General features: G+C 51.0%; 14 protein-coding genes, 1 other RNA gene and 1 riboswitch. Of the genes, 4 read left to right on the top strand and 11 right to left on the bottom strand.

The features are described 5' to 3' along the window. Positions 1-29: 29 nt before the first annotated feature. Complete coding sequence (locus ACEVG1_RS13755) at positions 30-1,793, bottom strand: long-chain fatty acid--CoA ligase (RefSeq protein ID WP_374744318.1); 1,764 nt, start codon at positions 1,791-1,793, stop codon at positions 30-32. A gap of 156 nt (positions 1,794-1,949) precedes the next feature. On the opposite strand from ACEVG1_RS13755, the gene ACEVG1_RS13750 reads away from it, so the two are divergent. Beyond that, a complete protein-coding gene (locus ACEVG1_RS13750; protein WP_374744317.1) occupies positions 1,950-2,447 on the top strand; it encodes a hypothetical protein in 498 nt (165 codons plus the stop codon). 21 nt (positions 2,448-2,468) lie between these two features. Here the strand turns inward: ACEVG1_RS13750 and ACEVG1_RS13745 are convergent, their stop codons facing one another. The 4 genes from ACEVG1_RS13745 to ubiE all read right to left on the bottom strand — a co-directional run bounded on the left by ACEVG1_RS13745 (position 2,469) and on the right by ubiE (position 6,604). Beyond that, positions 2,469-4,235, bottom strand: coding sequence for a M61 family metallopeptidase (locus tag ACEVG1_RS13745; protein WP_374744316.1), 1,767 nt, complete (start codon positions 4,233-4,235; stop codon positions 2,469-2,471). A gap of 112 nt (positions 4,236-4,347) precedes the next feature. Then, positions 4,348-5,109, bottom strand: a complete 762-nt coding sequence (locus tag ACEVG1_RS13740) for an SDR family oxidoreductase (protein ID WP_374744315.1) — start codon at positions 5,107-5,109, stop codon at positions 4,348-4,350. A gap of 71 nt (positions 5,110-5,180) precedes the next feature. Continuing rightward, a complete protein-coding gene (locus ACEVG1_RS13735; RefSeq protein ID WP_374744314.1) occupies positions 5,181-5,870 on the bottom strand; it encodes an outer membrane beta-barrel protein in 690 nt (229 codons plus the stop codon). After that, positions 5,867-6,604 carry a bifunctional demethylmenaquinone methyltransferase/2-methoxy-6-polyprenyl-1,4-benzoquinol methylase UbiE gene (ubiE, locus tag ACEVG1_RS13730; RefSeq protein WP_374744313.1) on the bottom strand — a complete coding sequence of 246 codons (738 nt, stop codon included), beginning with the start codon at positions 6,602-6,604 and terminating at the stop codon, positions 5,867-5,869. Before ubiE ends, ACEVG1_RS13735 begins: the two co-directional genes overlap by 4 nt. Positions 6,605-6,683: 79 nt before the next feature. On the opposite strand from ubiE, the gene rnpB reads away from it, so the two are divergent. After that, an RNA gene (gene rnpB, locus ACEVG1_RS13725) (RNase P RNA component class A) lies at positions 6,684-7,093 on the top strand. Positions 7,094-7,109: 16 nt separating this feature from the next. After that, positions 7,110-8,522 carry a sigma-54-dependent transcriptional regulator gene (locus ACEVG1_RS13720; RefSeq protein ID WP_374744312.1) on the top strand — a complete coding sequence of 471 codons (1,413 nt, stop codon included), beginning with the start codon at positions 7,110-7,112 and terminating at the stop codon, positions 8,520-8,522. A 33-nt stretch (positions 8,523-8,555) separates the two neighbouring features. Here ACEVG1_RS13720 and ACEVG1_RS13715 read toward each other — a convergent pair whose 3' ends face one another. From ACEVG1_RS13715 to ACEVG1_RS13700, 4 genes are all read right to left on the bottom strand, one after another. After that, positions 8,556-8,744, bottom strand: a complete 189-nt coding sequence (locus ACEVG1_RS13715; RefSeq protein WP_374744311.1) for a hypothetical protein — start codon at positions 8,742-8,744, stop codon at positions 8,556-8,558. A gap of 108 nt (positions 8,745-8,852) precedes the next feature. Beyond that, positions 8,853-10,034 (bottom strand): homoserine dehydrogenase, encoded by a 1,182-nt coding sequence (locus ACEVG1_RS13710; protein ID WP_374744310.1) that lies wholly within the window; start codon positions 10,032-10,034, stop codon positions 8,853-8,855. Positions 10,035-10,079: 45 nt separating this feature from the next. After that, positions 10,080-11,138 (bottom strand): homoserine O-acetyltransferase, encoded by a 1,059-nt coding sequence (gene metX / locus ACEVG1_RS13705; protein WP_374744309.1) that lies wholly within the window; start codon positions 11,136-11,138, stop codon positions 10,080-10,082. Positions 11,139-11,167: 29 nt separating this feature from the next. Then, entirely contained in the window at positions 11,168-12,472 is a 1,305-nt protein-coding gene (locus tag ACEVG1_RS13700) for an O-acetylhomoserine aminocarboxypropyltransferase/cysteine synthase family protein (protein ID WP_374744308.1), read from the bottom strand. Positions 12,473-12,523: 51 nt separating this feature from the next. On the opposite strand from ACEVG1_RS13700, the gene ACEVG1_RS13695 reads away from it, so the two are divergent. After that, positions 12,524-12,652, top strand: a complete 129-nt coding sequence (locus ACEVG1_RS13695; RefSeq protein ID WP_374744307.1) for a hypothetical protein — start codon at positions 12,524-12,526, stop codon at positions 12,650-12,652. An 88-nt stretch (positions 12,653-12,740) separates the two neighbouring features. After that, a riboswitch (SAM riboswitch) is annotated at positions 12,741-12,855 on the bottom strand. Positions 12,856-13,039: 184 nt separating this feature from the next. On the opposite strand, the gene ACEVG1_RS13690 is transcribed toward ACEVG1_RS13695, so the two are convergent. Further along, the gene (locus tag ACEVG1_RS13690; RefSeq protein ID WP_374744306.1) at positions 13,040-15,226 is read right to left on the bottom strand and encodes a glutamine synthetase III; all 2,187 of its coding nucleotides are present in this window, start codon (positions 15,224-15,226) and stop codon (positions 13,040-13,042) included. Positions 15,227-15,442: 216 nt separating this feature from the next. After that, positions 15,443-18,298 (bottom strand): prolyl oligopeptidase family serine peptidase, encoded by a 2,856-nt coding sequence (locus ACEVG1_RS13685; protein WP_374744305.1) that lies wholly within the window; start codon positions 18,296-18,298, stop codon positions 15,443-15,445. Between the last annotated feature and the right edge of the window lie 231 nt (positions 18,299-18,529).

The raw sequence follows: 18,529 nt of genomic DNA, 5'->3' as shown, positions 1-18,529 counted from the left end.
GTCCAGTAAAGAAACCAATGAACGACCAATTAGTTTTCTTGGTACATGCTGTTTATCGCTTCTTCGTGCCGCTGGAGGATGACTTTACGCTTCAGGCTGAGCTTGGGGGTGAGTTCGCCGGCATCAATGGTCCACTGGTTGGGGAGCAGGACGAATTTCTTCACCTTTTCCCACTGGCCGAACCCCTGGTTGAGCCGATCGACTTCCCGTTGGTATTTCTCGATCACCGCCGGGTCTTTGACCGCCTCTTCGTTGGAGCGGAAGGGGATGCCCTTGATCTTGCACCATTGTGCCAACACGTCGAATGCGGGCACAATAAGGGCAGCGGGGAATTTCCGGTTTTCACCGATGACCATGACCTGTGCGACCAGGGTAGATTCCATGAATTTGTTTTCCAGCACTTGGGGTGCTACGTATTTGCCTCCCGCCGTTTTGAACATTTCCTTTTTGCGGTCCGTGATCCGCAAGAAGCCTTCGGTGTCCAGCTCGCCGATATCACCGGTATGCAGGTAACCTTCGTCATCGATCACTTCGGCCGTGGCAGCGTCGTTTTTATAGTAGCTGCGGAATATACTGGGGCCCTTGCACAATATTTCACCGTCGGTGGCAATTTTCACGTCCACATGCTTGAGCACCTTGCCCACTGTGCCGAACTTGACGCCGCCCTTTTCCAGTGTATTTACTGCAATCACCGGCGAGGTTTCGGTGAGACCATACCCCTCCATCACGGGTATATCGGCGGCCCAGAACACTCGCGCAAGGCGGGGCTGCAACGCGGCACCCCCGGAAACGATCAGCTTGATGTTGCCGCCAAGCGCCGCTTGCCATTTCTTGAATACCAATTTGCGGGCAATGCCTAGTTGGAAATCGACCCAGCTACCGTTCTTGCCCGGTTCTTTGTTGTTGAGTCCGAGGTTGAGTGCCCAGAAAAAGATGTGCTTCTTAATCCCTTTGAGTTCTTTGCCTTTGGAGACGATTTTGTCATATACTTTTTCCAAAACCCGCGGTACCGTGGTAAATCCATCGGGCTTCACGTCGTTGATGTCTGCTACGATGGTATCCAGGCTTTCGGCATAGTGTACCTCTACGCCCTTGGCAAAATAGAGATATACGACCATGCGTTCGAAAATATGGCATAGTGGCAGGAAACTCAGCGCTTTTTTAAAGTAATCCGGTAGGAGATTGAAACAATCGTATACGTTGGTCAATACATTTTTATGGGAAAGGCATACCCCTTTTGGCTTGCCGGTGGTGCCCGATGTGTAAATCAATGTAAGGAGGTCATCTTCACCAACGGCGTTGCGGTACGGGGCCAGGTCTACATCGTGCTGCTTGCCTTCATCCACCAGCGATTGCCACGAGGGTTTGGCCACTACCGGATCGAATGTGTAAATTGGGATATCAAGGTTGTTTTCCGCCAACGCGCCCGCAATCTTTTCACAGAGCTCGGCGTCGCTTAGGAAAATGATCTTTACTTCCGCGTCATGGATGATAAACGAGAGGTCCTGCTTGGAAAGCGTTGGGTATAGGGGCACTACGGCAGCACCCAGTTGATTGATGGCGAAGTCACAGAAATTCCACTCGGGCCGGTTGTGCGACATGAGTGCGATTTTATCGCCCTTGCCGATGCCCTTGGCCACTAACCCTTTGCTGAGGTTATCCACGGTCGACAAAAAGTCATCCGTGGAGTGATTCGTCCATTTGCCCGCTGTTTTTCCGGCCACCATGATCGGTTTGGCAAAATGGTTTTTGTAATACGTTAATATATCGAAAATACGGGTGGGTGTTTCCATAACCATTTATCTGACTGGTTTATAACATCGCCGGGAAATCCATGCCGACGCATCTAAAGTTAATAACAATTTCAAGGATATCATAGTTTTCAAAAAAATAGCCGGAATCGTCGCCGTCAAGTAGCATATTGGCATCTGTTTTGCGCGGATAGCCGCATGGAAACAAAACGATTGACCTTATTCATAGCCGTTATTTTTTTAGGGATTGGTAGTCACGGTGCTTTTGCCCAAGAAGCGGACGATAGCTATACGCGGGCGATAGGCGGTCGTTTTGGTGTAGCAAACGGGATTACCTATAAGCATTTCCTTAATGAGAGCCACGCCATCGACGGGATTGTGAACTTTCAGGGGAATAGGAGTTTTACTATTTTCAAGCTATTGGGCCTATACGAAATCCACCAGCCGATCAACTTTGTCGATGTGGAAGGGCTGCGTTGGTATTACGGGTTCGGCGGCGGCCTGGGCCACTATCGTTATAAAGATACCGATTCAAGCGGCTTGGCATGGAGTTTCGACGGCGTTGTGGGTGCCGACTACAAAATCCCCGAGGCTCCCATCAACCTGTCGCTTGATTGGAAGCCCACCATGGAACTGACGCCCGAGTCGGGCGTACGGTTCGACGGAATCGGGCTGTCTATACGGTTTGTTTTTTAATTGACAATTAACCATTGACCATTAATTCAACGACAGCCAAGTTTGTCCCAACCGTTTTTGCTGCTGCGAAGCATTCTGTAGCGGCACAATGCGGAAAGACCCTTTCGTGTCTTCGCTGAGGGTGATGGTTAGTTCCCTTATCTTTCCATCCCTTGCGATGAGGACGTCGAGTTGATCGCCGATAACGGACGATTGCACCAGCCGGTTCAATTCACGGCCATTGGCATCCAAGCGTTCACCATTGATGGCAAGTACCTCATCCTTCACATTGATGCCGCCGTTCCAGGCACCTGTGCCACGGGTTACGCCGGTAACCACCACACGGCCGTCGGTCATGGCCGTTGTGAATCCGAGATCCGGCCGTTCCTGCCCTTCATTGTAGTCGATCAATTCGTAGCCCACGGCGTTGAGGTAGCCGTTGTAGTCCAACGGGCCGATTGCATGGGCCGCATCGAAGATAGCTGCTACAGACGTGCCCGTGACCTCTTCGATCAGTGTTTGCAGCTCCTGCTCTCTAAATCCACGTCGCTCACGGACATAGAACTTTTCATAGGCAGCTTTTAATACATCGTCAAGCCTTTTTTCGCCCTGTGTAGCGGTCAGGATCTTAAGATCGAGTAGCATCGCCAACAACGCTCCTTTGTTGTAGTAGGATACACTCGTGTTGGCCGAGTTTTCGTCGGGCCGGTAGTATTTGATCCACGCATCGAAACTGGCGAGTGCGGCGGATTGCACCTTATTGCCGGGGCGGTTTTCAATCGTGTTTACATCGTTGGCGATGGCTTGCAGGTATCCGCTCTCATCAAGAAAGCCGCAACGGCGGAGCAACAGGTTGTCATAGTAGGCGGTGAAGCCTTCCATGATCCACAAGGCTGAGGTATAGTTTTCGTTGTCATAGTCGAACGGGCCAAGCTCGAAGGGGCGGAGCCGCTTCACATGCCATAGGTGGAAGTACTCGTGGGCTACCAGGCCGAGGAAACCCACGTACGAGCGTTCACTCTGGTAGCCGTTTCTGCTGGCACCCAATACGGTTGAATTGAGGTGTTCCAGGCCCCCGCCGCCCGACTGGTAGTTGTGCACAATGAATACGTACCGCTTGTTGGGGTTTACGCCGAATATGGCCGTTGCTTCTTCCACGATAGCGGCACAATCGGCCTTCAGCCGCTCTTTATCGTAGTTCCCACCGCCTACCATGGCGATTTCGTGGTGCACGCCCGCAGCATCGAAGGTGAATACGTCTTGATTTCCCACTTCGATCGGCGAGTCAAACAGGATGTCGAAGTCCGCTGCATGGAACGTGTTTGGTTTGCCCGCAACAGTCTCCAAGCCGGTGGATATGTTGGCCCAGTTGGCATGCGGGATAACGGTTACCTCCACCGGCTGGTCGAGCATCCCATCTACATACATGAACGTAGCCGCAGGTGAGAGGAACGCATGGCTATCATCGATAAAGTTGGTGCGTACCGATACTTCAAACCCATATATGCGATAGCTGAACGTCACTTTTTTTGCCTTGGCCGATTGGATGCGCCAGGTGTTTTTGTTAACCTTTTCCACCGCGAGGTAGGCACCGTCAGCATCGCACGCTTCTACACTTTCGACATGGCGCGCATATTCACGCACCAGATATGACCCCGGAGTCCATACAGGCATCTTCACATCGATATGGTCTTTGCGAAGGTCTGATATTTCCATTTTTATCTCGGCGTAATGTGCCTGCGGTTCCTTGAAGGATACTTCGAATCGGATGGATGGCGCAGCGAGTGCGGATGTGGTAACTACAGTCATAAGTGCAAGCAAATTGGTACGGATATATTTCATCACGGTGCAAATTAGGGAAATGCGAAAATACAAGTATCGGCCAAAGCGACAAAAGAATAATCGTTTTAATTGAAAAAGGTCACTCCCGGATAGCAATAGTGGCGGTGGCCTGCATGGTAGGCATGATCACCATGTCGTTCACATTGACATGTTTGGGCCGGGAGGCAGCAAACCAGGCAGCCTCGGCGATGTCCTCGGCCAAGAGTGGCGCAATGCGGTCGTACACGGCGGCTGCCCGTTCCGTGTCGCCCTTGAAGCGTACTTCCGAAAACTCGGTTTCAACCATGCCCGGGTGGATGGCGGTTACCTTAATATGTTTGTCGAGCAGGTCGATACGCATACCTTGGGTAAGTGCATCGACAGCGTGCTTGGTGGCGCAGTACACATTGCCTTTAGGGTACACCTCCTTGGCGGCAATGGAGCCGATATTGATGATATGTCCCTGCTTCCTTGCCACCATACCGGGGACCACCGTACGCGTAATGTACAGCAACCCCTTGATGTTAGTGTCTATCATCCGGTCCCAATCGCCAATGTCTCCCTCGTATATCGGGTCGAGCCCCTGGCTCAGGCCAGCGTTATTCACCAGCACGTCCACCTGCCGCCAGTGCTCAGGAATGTTGTTGAACGCCGTTGACACCTCATCTGCGTCGCGGACATCGAGCGCCAACGTATAGGCCGATGTGCCGAAATCATGCATTAGCTGTGCCGCCAATGCTTCCAAACGGTCGATGCGGCGGGCTGCCAACAGCAGGTCGTAACCTTCGCGGGCGAACGTCCGTGCGCACGCTTCGCCGATACCGGCACTGGCTCCCGTGATGAATACTGTTTTTTTAGACATTAGACATTAGATATTAGATATGAGACATTAGACATGAGACACTAGACATCAACTCCACAACCTCACAACCCTCACTCAAAATACAAGCTCACCTGGAAACTCCGCATATAAAGTCGATCCAGCGGCGAATCATTGGTGAACGTATGTTGGGGCCGGTCGTCCAGTAGGTTCCCGATACTTTGCACCCACCGGATTTCCGGCGACATTTTAAAAAATTCGAAATAGATGTCAAAACCGATCCCGGCGGTATACGCAAGGTAACTGCGATTGGTCATGATATCTACATTGCCGTCGTATCTTTTACTTGGGGAAACATTGAAAGCCACTTCCCCGCCACCGACCAGGTAGCCCCGCATATTCGTCTTCCGGTCAGACTTGAATTTCAACAACAAAGGGATACCGATGTCGGAACGGTGGATCGTATGCACCTCTTGGTCGAAGTTCACGTCAATATTCATGAACCGTAAATTGGGCTGGAGGCGGAGATTGAGGTTATCCGTTAGTTTCGCATCGGCCAGTAAGCCTAAGCCGATATTGTGTGAAAAAGGAGAAGTCACACTTGCGTAGCCCTTGTCTAGCCATGAATCCTTTAGGTCAAATTTATAGTCGGCATTGATATAGTGGAAACTGAAACCGAAATGCAGGCGCTCGTCGTCCACGCCACCACCCCACCGTTGGTACCGTTGCTGGGCGTTTGCGGCAAATGCGCCCATCAGCAGGCAGACCAAGCAGCAAAGGGCGATTTGGCTCCGCTGTTTCATTTCGTTGCGATATAGATAGTGCAAATGCCGAATGTCTGCGGGCGGGCCAACGCCTTGCCGAACCCCACACGTTGGAGGATGTCCGTGAATTGCTTGCCATCCGGGAATTGTGCAACGGATTCGGGGAGGTAGCTGTATGCACGGTAGTCTTTGGAGAAGACTTTGCCGATAAGGGGGGTAACATGGTTGAAGTAAAAGTGGTACAGCTGTTTGATTGGGAAGCCCTTGGGTTTCGAAAATTCAAGGATGACTGCCTTGCCGCCTGGCTTGAGTACCCGATGGATATCGGTGAGGCCTTTCTCGAGGTTTTCGAAATTGCGCACGCCGAACGCGACCGTCACGGCGTCGAATGTGCCGTCCATGAAAGGCAGGTTTTCCGAATCGGCAAGGGCAACCTCAAACTGGTCGCTGAGGCCTTTCTTGGTTATCTTTTCGCGGGCTATGGCGAGCATCCCTGCCGAGATATCAACCCCGATAACTTTTTGGGGTTGGAGTATCTTAATCGCTTCCAGCGCAAAATCACCTGTACCGGTAGCCACATCGAGGAGTCGCCGGGGCTTACTCGCTTTGAGTGCGCGGATGGCTTTTTTCCGCCAGATTATGTCGATACCCAACGACATGAAATGGTTGAGGAAGTCATAAGTGCCCGAGATGTTGTCGAACATATCGGCCACCTGCTGTTTTTTATCTGCGTCTGTATCTTTGTAAGGCTTTACCGTTTGCGATGCTGTCATGGTAGACAAAGATACGGTTTTACCGCGTACACAGGCCACACGCTTCAAACTTAATAACTTATTGTGTACCTTTGCATCGAGGCAAACCTGTTCTATCGCCCTGCTGCCACGGGCAGGAGGGAGGAAAGTCCGGACAACGCAGGGCACCCCGCTTCCTAACGGGAAGGGTCACGCTGAGAGGCGTGATACGGAAAGTGCCACAGAAAATAAACCGTCTCGCCTCAGGCGAGATAAGGGTGAAAACGTGGGGTAAGAGCCCACGGCTTTGCATGGCGACATGCATCGCGGTAAACCCCGGGGGTTGAAAGGTCAAATAGGTTGCGGATACCAGGAGGCTGCTCGTCTCCATTCTATCTCGTCTTAGACGAGATGGAGACCGCAACGGGTAGACCGCTTGAGCCTGCCAGTGATGGCAGGCCTAGATAAATGATAGAAGTCCCTCGCCTTGGGCGAGGGGTACAGAATCCGGCTTATAGGGTTTGCCTTTTTTACGTAGGAATAGAATATGACCAAAATACTAATTATCGACGACGAGCGTGCCATCCGGAGTACGCTGCGTGAAATTCTGGAGTACGAAGACTATAAGGTGCTCGATACCGACAATGGTACCGAGGGCTTGGCTATCATCAAGAAGGAAAACATAGACCTGGTACTTTGCGATATCAAAATGAGCAAGATGGACGGCATGGAAGTGCTTACTGAAGCGCTGGCCATCAAGCCGGATTTGCCCTTTATCATGATATCGGGGCATGGTACCATAGAAACAGCGGTCGAAGCCAGCAAAAAGGGCGCATATGACTTTATTTCCAAGCCGCCCGACCTGAATCGGTTGTTGATAACCGTACGCAACGCGCTCGAACGGGGTACGTTGGTTACGGAAACCAAGGTGCTGAAGCGTAAAGTTAGTAAAACACGCGATATATTGGGCGATTCGGAAGCCATCCAGCGCATCAAGGAGACCATCGAGCGGGTGGCGCCCACGGATGCCCGTGTACTGGTAACCGGGGCGAACGGTAGTGGCAAGGAGCTGGTGGCCCGGTGGCTCCATGAAAAGTCGTCGCGGGCGGATGCACCCCTCATCGAGGTAAACTGTGCCGCTATACCGTCCGAGTTGATCGAAAGTGAACTTTTCGGACATGAAAAAGGTTCTTTCACGTCGGCCATAAAACAACGCATCGGTAAGTTCGAACAGGCTGATAATGGTACATTGTTTCTGGACGAGATCGGTGATATGAGCCTTTCGGCGCAGGCCAAGGTGCTTCGGGCGCTGCAGGAAAATAAGGTGACCCGGGTGGGCGGAGAGAAGGAAATCAGTGTGAATGTCCGTGTCATCGCAGCGACCAATAAGGATTTGCTTAAGGAAATCGATGCCGGTAATTTCCGCATGGACCTCTACCACCGGTTGAGCGTGATCATCATCCATGTGCCACCATTGACTGAACGGAAAGAGGATATCCCTGTGTTGGCGGAGCAATTTTGCGACGAGGTTTGCGGGGAATACAATATGCCTGTGAAGAAAATCACAGCAGCGGCAATGGAGGCGTTGAAAGCATTGCCATGGACCGGTAATATCCGTGAATTGCGTAACATGGTGGAGCGATTGATTATCCTGAGCGATAAAGAAATAACCGATAAAGACGTGTGCGCTTTTGCCAACCCTAGTGCGGTAACGGCTATGGTGGAGCGTGTCGTAACAAACGAGGAGGATGCGGATTGCGTTGCACCCGAAAATAGCGCCATTAACTACGATGATTTTCCATCGTTCCAGGATTTCAAAGACCATACGGAAATGGAATTTATCAAGTATAAGTTGGAAAAGAACGGATGGAACGTGTCTAAAACGGCCGATGAAATCGATATCCAACGGAGCCATCTATACAGTAAAATCGAGAAGTTCGGTTTGAAAAGGGAGTCGTAACAACGCCAATCCGCCCGCCAAGGGCGGATTGGCTTACTCGTTGAATTTGCGGTGCTGTTTCTTGATGAGAACCGCCACGACAATAATCAACACAATCGCGGCCAATGCAATATAACCATAGGCCCGCCAAGGGCTCTCTGCGGCTGTCGTCTCGTGCTGCTGCTGCTGCACAAAGGCCGGAACGCCAAACAATGCAATAAAAGACACAACGGTGCTCTGCATGACGCAATATATTTTTAACGTGTTACAATCTGTACAAGATATTAATTAAAGTGCACAAACGTGTCTTATGTTTGGCGTACAGTCGTTTTGTTACAAACAAATGATTTATTAGTCGATTTCGGCGATAAATACACCGTCGCGATCGATGTCGGCCTTGTTTTCCAAAATCTGCCGTAAACTTATCCTGCCAATGACATATTTGAAATCTTGGGCATAATACCGTTCACTGATGGAGGTAAACCCGAGCTTTTCGACGAGTCGTTCATCTTCGTAACGGAGATACACCGAGATTTCCCAATCGGTGCTATACCGCAATCCACCGGCATCGATGTGTTTCTTGTATTCGTATCGGTAGCCATACCGTAAGGCGGCGATATCCGAAAGTACGGCCGATCCGGTAGGGTGGCCCCCGGCGCCTTTGCCATAGAAAAATTGCTCATCGGCAAAAGCGGCTTTGACCAATACGCCATTGTATTCATTTTCTACATTATAGAGGATATTATCGGGCCTAACCAACTTGGGTAACACGTATAGGATAACCGCTTTGTCATTGATTTCACGCGCCGTGGGCACGAGCTTTAGCCGAACGTTCTTCTCGTTCGCAAAGCGGATGTCGGCCGTACGCAGTTTATCGATGCCAATATTGAGGATGGTATCCGGGGAAATATAAAGCCCATATGCGTGCGAAGCGACAATGGCGAGTTTAAACTTGGGGTCAAAGCCCCCCACATCGAGCGTTGGGTCCGTCTCGGCAAACCCCAGCTCTTGTGCCTGCCGCAGCGCCGTGTCGTAGGCGAGGTTTTCATTGAATATCTTGGAGAGTATATAGTTGGACGAACCATTGAAGATGCCCGAGATGGAGTGCAGCAACTCATTGTCGTAATATTCTTCCAAGTTCCTGATGATGGGAATGCTTCCGCATACCGCACCTTCGTATAGCAAGCTCGTGCCGTGCTGGTTTTGGATTTCCACCAGTTCTTGGAGATGTGTGGCAATCATCTTCTTATTTGCCGATACCACATTCTTGCCCGATCGGAGTGCACGTGCCACAATGTCGAAGGCGGCATCGGCGTCGTCAATCAACTCCACGACCGTGTTGATTGCTGGATCGTCCAATACCAAGGCTGCATCGGTCGTAAATAATTCGGCCGGAAGGGTGCGTTCCTTTTCGGGGTGTTTGATAACAAATTTTTTGATGGCGAGGTTGAGGTGTTTGGTACTGATGATGTCGTATAGCCCTTGTCCCACCACACCGAATCCGAAAATACCCAGGGTTAGTTTGTTGTCCATGTTTGCAGTCAATGTTGTTGTTTTGATATAAAAGATAAAAATAGTTTAACCCACACGGCGGTAACTGGTCGTGATAGGTTGGTCTCCACCCATGTTTAAGAAGTCGGCAAGTACTTCGGCAATGCGCTTTGTCTCGATGAGAAATCCATCGTGCCCGTAGAAGGAATTGATTTCCGCGTATTTCGCGCCGGCAATATGCTTAGCCAGGAACTTCTGCTCTTCCACCGGAAACAATAGGTCTGTGTCAATGCCAATAACGAGCGTTTTCGCCTGTACCAGGCGAAGGGCATCGGGTACGCTTTGGCGTCCGCGGCCCACGTTATGTCCGTCCATCGCTTTGCTGAGGAGCCAATAGCTGTAGGCATTGAAACGTTTAACCAATTTCTCACCCTGGTAATTCTGGTACGAAGAGGCCCTGAAATCATCCTGCTTGTCGTCGGATGTTTCCAATTGCGTGGCACCATAGGTATCGTAGCCGCGGTAAGAGAGGAGCGCGATGCTACGGGCCGCTTTCAATCCCTTGGCGCCGCCATTGGGTATGTTTGCATAAAACGTCCGGTCGGTGCTGATGGCCAGTCGCTGGCTTTCGTTAAAGGCAATGCCCCAGGGAGAGTGTGCTGCGTTTGTCGCTACCAATACCAGGTTACGAATCCGATCGGGGTCGGCGATAGCCCATTCCAATGCTTGCTGGCCGCCCAACGACCCGCCGATGACCACAGCTATTTTTCCGATGCCGAGATGGTCGGCCAGCAACGCATGGGCGGCAGCCATGTCCCGGATCGAAAACTGCGGGAACGATAGGTAGTAAGGATAGCCAGTGACCGGGTTGGTACTCAGTGGGTTGGTGCTGCCGTACGGCGACCCGATGATATTGGCGCAGACGATGAAATGCTCCGCCGGGTTAAAAAAGTCCTTTTCACCGAACAATCCAGGCCACCATCCAAACACATCGGCATTTGCCGTAAGCGCATGGCAAACCCATATCACATTGTCCTTCCGTTCATTGAGTTGGCCATAGGTATGGTACCCAATGCTGAGGTTCCTGATTCGCTTCCCGTTTTCGAGTTTGAATGTTTTCGGATAGTTGAATGTCGATATGCCCATGGTTGGTTGGATTGCTCGGTGATGGGAAGCTATTTCACTTGGTCAAACGCCTGTTGCAGATCGCCCTTGATATCGTCGATGTGTTCGATACCCACGGCCAACCGCAGTTCGCCCGGATACACGCCCGCTTCTGCTTGTTCCTGTGCCGACAATTGCTGGTGCGTAGTGGCGGCCGGGTGGATGACAAGCGTCTTGGTGTCGCCCACGTTAGCCAAATGGCTGATGAGTTTCAAGTTATCTATGAATGCATTTGCTTTTTCAGCGCCGCCCTTGATGGTGAACGAAAGTACCGCGCCGAAGCCATTCTTGAGGTATTTCTGTGCATTGGCGTGGTTCGGGTCGCTTTTCAATCCGGGGTACTTCACTTTTTCTACCTGCGGATGCTGCTCCAACCACTTGGCCACTTCCAATGTGTTGTCTACGTGTCGTTGTACACGCAGCGAAAGCGTTTCCAGCCCCTGCAGTAATAGGAACGAGTTGAAAGGCGACAACGCCGGTCCGAAATCACGCAGTCCTTCTACCCGTGCGCGGATAGCGAACTGGATGTTGCCAAAAGGGCCGTCCACACCGAAAACATCGCTGAATACGAGCCCGTGGTAACCTTCGGAGGGTTCACTGAACTGCTTGAATTTACCATTTCCCCAATTGTAATTGCCGCCGTCTACAATGATGCCGGCGATGCTATTGCCATGCCCACCGATCCACTTTGTCGCCGCAGCTACCACCACATGCGCGCCGTGCTCCAATGGTTTGAATAGATAACCACCGCACCCGAACGTATTGTCGACAATGAGGGGGAGGTCATATTTTTTGGCTATTGCGGCGATGCGGTCGAAATCGGGGATGCTGAAACTGGGGTTGCCTATGGTTTCCACATAAATGGCCTTGGTTTTATCATCGATTGCAGCCTCGATGTTTTCCGGCTTTTCGTTTTTCGCAAACCGGGCCTCGATGCCCAATCGCTTGAACGATACCTTGAATTGGTTATACGTGCCGCCATACAGACTGGACCCCGTAACGAAATTGTCACCGCTTTCCAGAATATTGGTCAGAGCGATAAACTGTGCCGATTGGCCCGAAGCGACTGCGAGACCCGCTACACCGCCCTCGAGCGCTGCCATCCGTTTTTCAAACACATCGGTGGTCGGATTCATGATCCGGGTATAGATATTTCCAAACTCCTTCAACGCAAAGAGGTTTGCCCCATGTTCCGCGCTGTTGAATACGAAAGAAGTGGTTTGGTAAATCGGTACGGCACGTGAACCCGTGGTGGGGTCGGCCTCTTGTCCGGCGTGTACTTGCAGCGTTTCAAATTTCAGATTTTCATTAGCCATGATTCAACTTTTTTAATAAACTTACTTATGTTGGATTAACTTGTGTGCTCAATGGATAAGCGCTGTCCGGTACATACCCGCCTCGTTGGGCAGCGGCATGTATGGTGGACGGTGTGTGTGCGTGGGGTCAACAGCAGGTACGGCACCGCATCATCCCGCTGCACATTCGGGATGGCATAGCGGCAATAGGCTGAATGCGGCTTCCTCCGGGTTTTCCGGAAGTTGGGCTAAGGATACTACTTGTTGGGTACGTGTTCATTTGTCTTATCATTTATATGCTCCCAGCCAATCTTTGCAGGGACAGGAATTGGCACCTTTTCCACCGTTTGCGGATGGTTGCCAGTGGGTCATTGAGCCAGTCTCTCGCCACTTCTTTATAAACCAAGACCTACTTTTGAAGAGGAATTGATTTGTGCGTGTATCCACGCAACGGTTGCAAATATACGCGGTATGGTTGGGTTGTGCAACCCTTTTTTGATTTTTTTGAGCAGGTGCCTTAACAAATAACACGAGGCCTCCCGTATAAGGAGGCCTCGTGTTATTTGTGCGATATGGATTCGTATTACCTTACCGTACGAACAGGAGTTCGCGCAGTTTCGGCAACGGCCACTGCCGGTCGTCCACAATCTGCTCCAACTTATTCAGATGGTATCGGATTTTGTCGAAATACGGTTTCACCTTCGTGTCGTAAGCGATCGCTTTTTCGCGTGCATCTTCAAGGACGTTTGCTTTCTTGCGTTCCTGGCGCATCGCTTCGGCATCGACCAAGATGGTATTGATGTGGTTGGAAATACGTTCTACCAAATTGGCTTGCGATCCGTATGCTTCCGCTTTCAGTCCCAAATCCTTCAGTCCCTTTATATTCTCAATGAGAACGTTCTGGTAGTTGAATGCTGCGGGAGCCACCAGGCTGGTTACGATCTCTCCGATAACGCGGGCCTCGATCTGGATTTTCTTGAAGTAGTTTTCCAGTAGGATTTCATGGCGGGCTTCGCTCTCCCGCTTGGTGAATATGGCTAGGTTCTCGAACATATCCAACGACCGTTCACTCACATACACGTCCAGTGCTTTCGGTGTGGTCTTGATGTTCGACAGTCCACGTTTGTGGGCTTCCTCTTCCCATTCTTTGCTGTAGCCGTTGCCCTCAAACCGGATCGCTTTCGATTCTTTGATGTATTTGCGTACAACGTTGAGCAGAGCAAGATCTTTTTTCGTGCCTTTCTTGATCTGTTTGTCGACCTCCGTTTTAAACTCGATGAGTTGGTTGGCTACGATGGCGCTGAGTACGGTCATCGGACTGGCGCTGTTGGAGGCCGAACCTACCGCCCGGAACTCGAATTTATTGCCGGTGAAGGCAAAGGGGGATGTCCGGTTGCGATCGGTGTTATCGAGTTGCAATTGCGGGATTTTGGGGATGCCGTGCCATAGCAATGCCTCATTTTTCACCTTCTTGGCTACCCGGGCGGTTTCCACTTCATCGAGCACCGCATTGAGTTGACTGCCGAGGAAGATGGAAATAATGGCCGGAGGTGCCTCGTTGGCACCCAAGCGGTGGTCGTTGCCTGCGCTGGCGATCGATGCCCGCATCAGGTCCGCATGTTCATGGACGGCTTTGATTACGTTGACGAAAAACGTCAGGAACATCAGGTTGGTCTTCGGTGTTTTCCCCGGCGACAGCAAATTCACACCGGTATTGGTAATCATCGACCAGTTGTTGTGCTTGCCTGAGCCATTGATGTCTGCATACGGCTTCTCGTGGATCAGCACTTTGAATTTGTGCCGGAGCGCCACTTGCTCCATCAAATTGAGCAATAATTGATTATGGTCTATCGCCAAGTTGATTTCTTCGAACATGGGCGCACACTCAAATTGGGAAGGGGCCACTTCGTTATGGCGTGTTTTTAATGGGATGCCCAATTTGAGCGCTTCCTGCTCGAGGTCGACCATAAATGCCAGTACCCGCTCGGGGATGGCACCGAAATAGTGGTCTTCCAGCTGTTGCCCCTTGGCAGACATGTGGCCGAATAGCGTGCGGCCGGTGAGCTGCAAGTCAGGGCGTGCATTAAATAAGGCGAGGTCTACCAAAAAATATTCCTGCTCAATACCCAATGATGCTGTTATCTTGGTGATCGATTTATCGAAGAAATTGGCTACGTCTACCGCGGCTTTGTCGAGGGCATTGATGGCTTTCAGCAACGGGGCCTTGTAATCGAGCGCCTCGCCGGTATAGGAAACGAAAATCGTGGGGATGCAAAGCGTTTTGCTGCCACCGGTCTCATAAATAAAAGCCGGCGACGATGGGTCCCATCCGGTGTAACCGCGGGCCTCGAAGGTGTTGCGTATGCCGCCGTTGGGGAAGCTGGATGCGTCGGGTTCCTGCTGTACCAACGCGCTGGCGGTGAACTTGTCGATGGCCGAACCATCGGGCAGGGGTTCGAAGAACGCATCGTGTTTCTCTGCGGTGGCGCCGGTCAATGGCTGGAACCAGTGGGTGTAATGCGTTACACCATTGGTGATAGCCCAGCTTTTCATTGCCTGGGAGATATGCTCGGCAAGATCGTGGGTGATGGGCCTGCCGCTGTCTATGGTTTCCGTCAGTTCTTCATAGGCATTCTTAGGAAGGTATTCCTTCATCTTTGCTGTTGTGAACACATTCTTTCCGAAAAACAGGGAGGGTTTAGTTGTTTCGTGGGTATCGGTTCGATTTAATCGCGAAACCGCGGTCTCTACCGCCTTGAATCTTAATCCTGACATTGAATTTTTATTAGTTTTGCCTGTATGTTGTGTTGTTTTTTAATTTTCGGTTCAATATTCGAAAAAAAAAATGACATTTCATTGATTTCGTTGGAAAAATTTCAATATTATTTAAAAATAAATGCGAAATAATCGATTTTGTGGCGACTTGACTATGCTTTTGTGAAAAATAGACGGCAAGGGGGCAAATGCATACAGTTAATCCCTGTAGTTTAATCATTCGCCGAAGCCCCAGTCAATGCCTTTGAGCGTGGCGGGTACACCATGTTCAATCCATGGAGCTGCCGGTTTCCCTTTCAGAAAATGATCGAAAAACTCGAGTTCGCGACGCTGGATATCCTTTCGGTTTTGACGATGGACGAGGTTGTGTGCCTCGCCGTTGTAATTTAACAACCAAACAGGCTTTTGCAACCGGCGTAGCGCAGTGAACATTTCGATGCCTTGGTACCACGGCACCGCGCCATCCTCATCGTTGTGCATGATGACCACCGGGGTTGTTACATTGGGCAAATGGAATAACGGGGAGTTCTCAATGTATAACTCGGGTTTTTCCCATAGGGTGGCCCCGATGCGGCTTTGCGTCCGTTCATACTGGAATTGTCGGTTCATCCCGCTCTGCCATCGGATGCCACCGTACGCGGAGGTCATGTTTACCACGGGTGCCCCCGCCCATGCTGCTGCATACCTGTCGGTACGTGTAATCAGATGGGCTACCTGGTAACCACCCCAACTTTGGCCCTGGATGCCCATCCTATCGCCATCAACCCAAGGGTATTTTTGTAATTCCTCCATTCCCGAATTGACGTATTCCTCGGCCGACCGGCCGGGGTGCCCCGTTTCGTAGTGGATATCGGGAGCAAAAACAAGGTAACCGTTGCTCACAAAGAAACTGATGTTGAGCCGTGAAGGCGTTGGGGTAGGGGGAATGTAGTTGTACAGGCCATCCGACAGTTCTTCATAGAAATAGGCAATGATGGGGTATTTTTTATCAGGGTTGAAGTCTTGGGGCTTGTAGAGGATCCCCTCGGCCTCATGGCCCATCGGGGTGGTCCATTTAACCAGTTCGGCCGTACCCCAGTTATATTGCTGTTGCTGCGGGTTGATGCCGCTCAGTTTGGTTTCTTTCACAAAATCTGCCGATACGTAAACATCCGGCGAGGAAACGTAATTCTCCTTGGTGTAGATATAGGTGTCGGCATCCAGGGCACGTTTCGCCTGGTTGTAACGATAGGGGCCTACCGCCATTTCCTTCGGGTCCCGGTTATTGTCGCCGTTGGCCCGGTACCAACCGCTTTCTTTCGTGATATGGTTGAAAGCCGATAAAACCAATGGCTTCCTGGTGTCAATGACGGTTGCATCGGCCGTTGCACCCCGTCTTTGCCGATACCGATCCAAGCGGCTTTCTTCCATTTCATGGTATCGGAACGTTGTTTGGCTGCTCCTTCCAGCCCCATTGGTAACCAGCCTGCGCTTAGATCCGTCCGGGCGGAACGCCCATATATCGTATTTGTCGTAAATGAAGATTTCCTCGTCGTCCTTGCTCCAGCCCGCCACGCCGTAGTCGCTCGGGTCGTCGGGAACATCGTTGTCTTCATCTGCAAAGCTGACAGGCAAGTCTGTGTTTAGCTGTATCGTATTGCCCGCTTGGATGTCGTGGCTGTACCAATTTCCGTCTGACCGGTTGAACCAGGTGATGTAGTTGCCCGTCGGCGACATATGGATACGGCCACGGACGTGCTCCGCGATTTTTTTCCGGGCACCATCCACGGTGGAAACGGTGTATATATCTTCAAAGGCACCGGTGCGCCATTGGGTCTCGATGCGCCGACCTACATCGGTGGTGGCCAGGATGTACATATTGTCGGCATCGTCGGTCAGCCGGATGTCTGGAAGTTGCTCATCGGCCAAAGCTATCACCTTGCGCCCCTGTTTGGGGTAGGTGACGGCCAGGTAGCTCCTGTTTTGTTCGCGGCTCAGGTTGACCAGCTGCTGCGTTTGCAAATAATCGTCTTTCCAGTGCCAGATGTCGACGTTTGCATGTTCAAAGTCCACCAGCGTGGTGTCTTTCACCCGTGGGATAGGCGCGATGCCAAAGAAGAGCTTCTCGCCGTTTTTGCTGAACCGCACATCCCCCTCGCCGCTTACATACCATCCGTTGGGCATGCCATTGGCGGCGCGGGATGCGATGATGATGGCACTGTCTTGCCCGGGGGCGTAATAATAGAGATCGAATGCCTTTTGGAGCGATTTTTCAGGCGACTTGTCTGCTGTGAAGGCCAATTGTAGGGATGCATCGTCAAAGGTAATATTTTTGTAGCTGCCTTTCCCCCGACTGATATGCCGGGATTGCTTCGTTGCGAAATCGTAATAATATAGTCCGGCATCCGCGCCGATGCTATCTTTTTCTTCGGCCTTTCTAACATATACCAGCACCTTCCCGTCGATGCTAAATTCATAGGTCTCCACGCGGTCAATGGTGGTATCTGTACCATTGGAAAGGTGTCGTATATGTAATGTCGGTTGCGGTTTCTTGCGATCCGTTTTTTTGTTGCCGACGTTCTCGGCGTTCGTGGTGTCTTCCGGTACCAGCGGCCGTTCAGTGATGTAAGCAACATAATCACCCGGTTCCACGGGTAGCTTGTACGATTTTACGAAGGGTATCTTCTGTAGCGCTGCCGTTTCCAGGGAGAAGATGGCTAACGAATCTTTCGGCATTTCGTCCGCTTTTTTCTTTTTTATCTTGGCCGCCCGTGTTTCTTCGTAGAATGGCTCGATGTGCGCAAGGAGATAATTGCCGTTGGGAGAAAAATTGGCCTTGGAAGCCCGGTCGATACGGCCTACCTGTTGGTTGTGCGGATTGGTGATTACCAGCCTGCCATCGCCTGCCTGTGGGTTTACGATGTAATAGATAAAGTGCCCATCGTCAGTGATCGCGGATGAAGAGATGGTTTCCCAGCCATCGTAGGCATCGTGATCCAAAGGTTTATTTTGTGCCCATGCGGTATGTATGCCGCAAATAAGTGCTAAAAGGGCAAAGACTTGCTGTTTGATGGTCATCGTCTGGAAATTCATGGTGCGATATAGGGTGCAATATTGAAATAAAAATAGTGACTGCCCGAAGCTGTAATATTATTTTTACAATCATGTTCCCGTTTTACAGTCATGTTCCCGCTATTTCATCCAGCAGGCGTTTATGGTGTAACAAGACAGTCAGACCAAAGTCAAAACTACCTATTTATTGTTTTATTTGGTTGGTGGCTCCTTGTATGGGAGCCGAATAAATTTATTTTTACGGAAAAGGAG

This window comes from Parapedobacter sp. 2B3 (genome assembly GCF_041925275.1).
Classification (GTDB): Bacteria; Bacteroidota; Bacteroidia; order Sphingobacteriales; family Sphingobacteriaceae; genus Parapedobacter; species Parapedobacter pyrenivorans_A.
This window is presented reverse-complemented; position numbering and strand designations above follow the sequence as displayed.

What these genes read in the sequence shown, in the direction of transcription:
- ACEVG1_RS13755 (WP_374744318.1), bottom strand. Translation starts at nt 1,793, where the DNA reads ATGGAAACACCCACCCGTATTTTCGATATATTAACGTATTACAAAAAC.
- ubiE (WP_374744313.1), bottom strand. Translation starts at nt 6,604, where the DNA reads ATGACAGCATCGCAAACGGTAAAGCCTTACAAAGATACAGACGCAGAT.
- ACEVG1_RS13700 (WP_374744308.1), bottom strand. Translation starts at nt 12,472, where the DNA reads ATGGCTAATGAAAATCTGAAATTTGAAACGCTGCAAGTACACGCCGGA.
- ACEVG1_RS13685 (WP_374744305.1), bottom strand. Translation starts at nt 18,298, where the DNA reads ATGAATTTCCAGACGATGACCATCAAACAGCAAGTCTTTGCCCTTTTA.
- ACEVG1_RS13720 (WP_374744312.1), top strand. Translation starts at nt 7,110, where the DNA reads ATGACCAAAATACTAATTATCGACGACGAGCGTGCCATCCGGAGTACG.
- ACEVG1_RS13695 (WP_374744307.1), top strand. Translation starts at nt 12,524, where the DNA reads ATGGATAAGCGCTGTCCGGTACATACCCGCCTCGTTGGGCAGCGGCAT.
- ACEVG1_RS13750 (WP_374744317.1), top strand. Translation starts at nt 1,950, where the DNA reads ATGGAAACAAAACGATTGACCTTATTCATAGCCGTTATTTTTTTAGGG.
- ACEVG1_RS13740 (WP_374744315.1), bottom strand. Translation starts at nt 5,109, where the DNA reads ATGTCTAAAAAAACAGTATTCATCACGGGAGCCAGTGCCGGTATCGGC.
- ACEVG1_RS13735 (WP_374744314.1), bottom strand. Translation starts at nt 5,870, where the DNA reads ATGAAACAGCGGAGCCAAATCGCCCTTTGCTGCTTGGTCTGCCTGCTG.
- ACEVG1_RS13690 (WP_374744306.1), bottom strand. Translation starts at nt 15,226, where the DNA reads ATGTCAGGATTAAGATTCAAGGCGGTAGAGACCGCGGTTTCGCGATTA.
- metX (WP_374744309.1), bottom strand. Translation starts at nt 11,138, where the DNA reads ATGGGCATATCGACATTCAACTATCCGAAAACATTCAAACTCGAAAAC.
- ACEVG1_RS13710 (WP_374744310.1), bottom strand. Translation starts at nt 10,034, where the DNA reads ATGGACAACAAACTAACCCTGGGTATTTTCGGATTCGGTGTGGTGGGA.
- ACEVG1_RS13715 (WP_374744311.1), bottom strand. Translation starts at nt 8,744, where the DNA reads ATGCAGAGCACCGTTGTGTCTTTTATTGCATTGTTTGGCGTTCCGGCC.
- ACEVG1_RS13745 (WP_374744316.1), bottom strand. Translation starts at nt 4,235, where the DNA reads ATGACTGTAGTTACCACATCCGCACTCGCTGCGCCATCCATCCGATTC.